Consider the following 3,254-nt stretch of genomic DNA (forward strand, 5'->3'; position numbering starts at 1 on the left):
CGGGAGACCTATCTCGCCGGAGACGCCTTTGCCGAGGACTGGATCAGACAGATCCGCGCCGATGTGCCGGATGCTCCTATTCTGGTCACCGCCGGCGGCCTGTTCCACTATTTTGAGGAAAGCAAGGTTGTGGGCCTCCTGCGGATGCTCACGAAGTTTGGAGAGATCGAAATCGTCTTTGATACCGTGAGCAAAAGCGGCATGGCCATGATGCGGAAAAAGTACATGAAGCAGGTGGGCCACGGGGATGCTCAGATGTTTTTCTATGTGGATTCCGCATCGGTGCTGGCCGGAAAAATCGGCAGCGGGGTCAGGGTGCTGGCTGAGGAGCCCTATTACCGCCATATCCCCCGAACCGGATTGAAACTGTCCACCAAGATCAGCATGGCGACTTCGGATCGGTTCTGCATGGTAAAACTGATAAGAATATCTTTATAATAGCAACAGTATGCAAATAAAAATCTAAATGGAGCAATCTGCAACCGTATGGGGTGGTATGCTCCAATCGGAATAGCATGATAACCTTGGCGGAACTTCGTGGATACTATTTGGCAATGGTTGATAGAGGACTGCACAACACCACCATCCAAAGCTATGTGCGGGCCTGGCGTGCGTTTCTGACCTGGTGCTATCAAGAGGGGTACATAGCGACAGACCTTCCGCAAAAATTCCGCCTGCCCAAAGCAAAGCGGCCTACCATCGACGTGCTGACAGATAGGGAAGTACAGCAGCTTTTTTCCAGCTTCGACACAAAGCACCTTCCGGGGCTCCGCAATTACTGCATTTGCGCTCTCATGCTGGACAGCGGCCTGCGGATGGATGAAGTGGTCACGCTGGAAACCGAACACGTCCATCTTGCCGAGGGATATGCCATCGTGTGCGGCAAGGGCAACAAGGAGCGGATGGTACCGCCGGGAAACCGTAGCCGCCAAATGCTGGCCCGGTATCTGCGCCGACGCGGCCCGGTAGACAATCCCCGGCTGTTCCAGACCAGCCAGCACACCCCCATCCGACAAACCACCGTGAAGCAGCTGTTCCGCAAGCTGAAAAGGCGGTTGAACATCCCCCGGCTGCGGGCCCATCTGCTGCGGCACACTTTTGCCACCCGCTACCTGGAAAACGGCGGCGATATGTACAGCTTGCAGCAGATATTGGGTCACACCAGCTTGGAAATGGTCAAGCGATATGTCCACCTTACACACCAGAAAACGGTGGCGGCCTTTCCTCAATTCAGCCCCCTTGACCGCCTTGCTCGGTGAATATGCACAAAAAAGAACCCGCGAGAACGCCAGTCAAAAGGCATTTTCACGGGTTTTATGCTGGTGAGCCATCGGGGATTCGAACCCCGGACACCCTGATTAAAAGTCAGGTGCTCTGCCAACTGAGCTAATGGCTCGCGTTCAAATTATAGCTTAACAATTATAGCAATCGCCGGGCAGTTTGTCAACAGAAAAGCGGCAAAAGAAAAAAGCCCGGCGCGGCAGGGGCCAAAAGCGGCATGAAATTGAAATTTTTCGGGTGTCGGAAACGTCTAATTGTTACAGAGAGTTTACAAAACGGGCAAAAATGAGTATGATTAAAAAAGACACACCGTTTCATCGAAAGGGGGACCACCCATGAAACGACTGCCCGCACGCGCCGTGGCGGCGCTGCTTTGCGCCGCTTTGCTCAGCGGCTGCGTTTTTGCCCGCACGGAAGAGCCCCAGGCCACGCCCACGCCGGAGCCGGACGCTGCGCCGGAGACCCTGGTGGGGTATGATGTGCCTTCGGACATAAACCCCTACACCGGCCTTGCCCGGGGCGAGAATTACCCGCTGGGCCGCCGGGGCGTTGCGGTGATGATCAACAATGTGCGCGCCGCCTGGCCCCAGAGCGGGCTGAACAGCGCGGACCTCGTCTACGAGATCGTCACCGAGAGCGGCATCACCCGCCTGATGGCCGTTTACCGGGACTATGCCGCCATGCCGGTGGTGGGGCCCATCCGCTCTGCCCGGGACCAGCACGTGCAGCTGATGCTTCCGCTGCAAACGCTCTATGCCCACATCGGAACGTCCTATGTGGCGTCCCAGTATCTCGACCTCTACAAATACACCGAGGCCAAGAGCATCGACGGGAAATACCGCAATTTCTACTGGATCGACGCCGAGCGCCGCAAGAGCAAGGGGCAGGAGCACTGCGTCTACACCGACGGCTCCACCTTCGCCGCGGCGGTGGAACAGTTCGGCCTGCAGGCGTCCACCACCTACGAGGCACCGCCGGTGTTCGACTTCGTGCGCTACGACCAGCCCGCCCGGCAGCTGGAAGGCGGCGAGGCGGCGGAGGTCTATGTGCGCTTTTCCGGCTATGCCGACGCCACCTTCCGCTACGACGAGGCCTCGGGCAAATACCTCAAGTGGCAGTATGACCAGCCCCAGACCGACGCGGCCGACGGCGGAAAGCAGTACGGCGCCGACAATGTGTTCGTGCTGTTCGCCAAGATCGACAAGTACCCCGACGGGGTGCTGGCCCACGTGCAGTTCGACCAGGGCGCGGGGCTCTACTTCTGCGGCGGGCGCTACGAGCGGGTGCGCTGGATCAAGGAGGACCCGGCCAGCCCCCTGCGCATCGTGGACAACGAGGGCAACGAGGTGGACGTGAAGGTCAACCCCGGCGCCAGCTACATCGCCGTGGTGGCCGACGAGCAGATCGAAAACTGCCGCATCGACGGCCAGCCGCTGGAGGATGTCTTCGGCGGGTGACGAAGATGAAAATTCACCGGGCCGGTTGCCCGCAGGCGGCGTGCCTGCTATAATAGAAAACGGAATCGGGCGGCGTGCCGCCTGCAATATAAAAGCGGAATACGAGGGAACAGAACATGAAACGTTTGTTGTGCATCCTGCTGGCGCTGGCCATGTCGGCCAGCCTGTTCACCGCCTGCGGCGGCGACGAGACCATTACTTCCGGCGGCGGCGAACCCGCTGTGGAAGCCACCCCCGAGCCTACCCCCGAACCCTACGACGCCAACGTGCTCACCGGCTATGAAAAAACCGCCGATTACGCCGAGGGCCAGCGCATCACCGCGGTGATGGTGAACAACATCCAGACCTGCCGCCCGCAGCGGGGCCTGTCGGAAGCAGACATGCTCTTTGAGATCAAGGTGGAGGGCGGCATCACCCGTTTCATGGCCCTCTTTACCGACTATAACAACATCCCCGACATCGGGCCCATCCGCTCTGCCCGCGACCAGTTCTTCCGGCTGGTGCTGCCCTGGCAGC

General features: G+C 59.1%; 3 protein-coding genes, 1 tRNA gene and 1 pseudogene. 4 read left to right on the plus strand and 1 reads right to left on the minus strand.

Annotated elements, in window-relative coordinates; all coding sequences use genetic code 11:
- Together ACH2AT_RS10805 and ACH2AT_RS10810 are read left to right on the plus strand one after the other, a co-directional pair.
- Window positions 1-438: pseudogene (locus tag ACH2AT_RS10805) on the plus strand (class I SAM-dependent methyltransferase); the annotation flags it as partial.
- Between the two features lie 116 nt (window positions 439-554).
- Window positions 555-1,259, plus strand: a complete 705-nt coding sequence (locus tag ACH2AT_RS10810; protein WP_394965972.1) for a tyrosine-type recombinase/integrase — start codon at window positions 555-557, stop codon at window positions 1,257-1,259.
- 61 nt (window positions 1,260-1,320) lie between these two features.
- Here the strand turns inward: ACH2AT_RS10810 and ACH2AT_RS10815 are convergent.
- Window positions 1,321-1,396: transfer RNA gene (locus tag ACH2AT_RS10815), tRNA-Lys, on the minus strand.
- A 220-nt stretch (window positions 1,397-1,616) separates the two neighbouring features.
- On the opposite strand from ACH2AT_RS10815, the gene ACH2AT_RS10820 reads away from it, so the two are divergent.
- Both ACH2AT_RS10820 and ACH2AT_RS10825 read left to right on the plus strand, forming a co-directional pair.
- On the plus strand, window positions 1,617-2,738 hold the full coding sequence (locus ACH2AT_RS10820; protein WP_394965974.1) for a DUF3048 domain-containing protein: 1,122 nt from the start codon (window positions 1,617-1,619) through the stop codon (window positions 2,736-2,738).
- 116 nt (window positions 2,739-2,854) lie between these two features.
- Window positions 2,855-3,254: DUF3048 domain-containing protein (locus ACH2AT_RS10825; RefSeq protein WP_394965976.1), on the plus strand; the 400-nt coding region annotated here is incomplete at its 3' end.

This window comes from Candidatus Allofournierella excrementigallinarum, assembly GCF_944388085.1.
GTDB classification, from domain to species: domain Bacteria; phylum Bacillota; class Clostridia; order Oscillospirales; family Ruminococcaceae; genus Allofournierella_A; species Allofournierella_A excrementigallinarum.

Excerpts from the sequence above, each read along its gene's own strand:
- ACH2AT_RS10810 (WP_394965972.1), top strand. The coding sequence starts at position 555 with ATGGTTGATAGAGGACTGCACAACACCACCATCCAAAGCTATGTGCGG.
- ACH2AT_RS10820 (WP_394965974.1), top strand. The coding sequence starts at position 1,617 with ATGAAACGACTGCCCGCACGCGCCGTGGCGGCGCTGCTTTGCGCCGCT.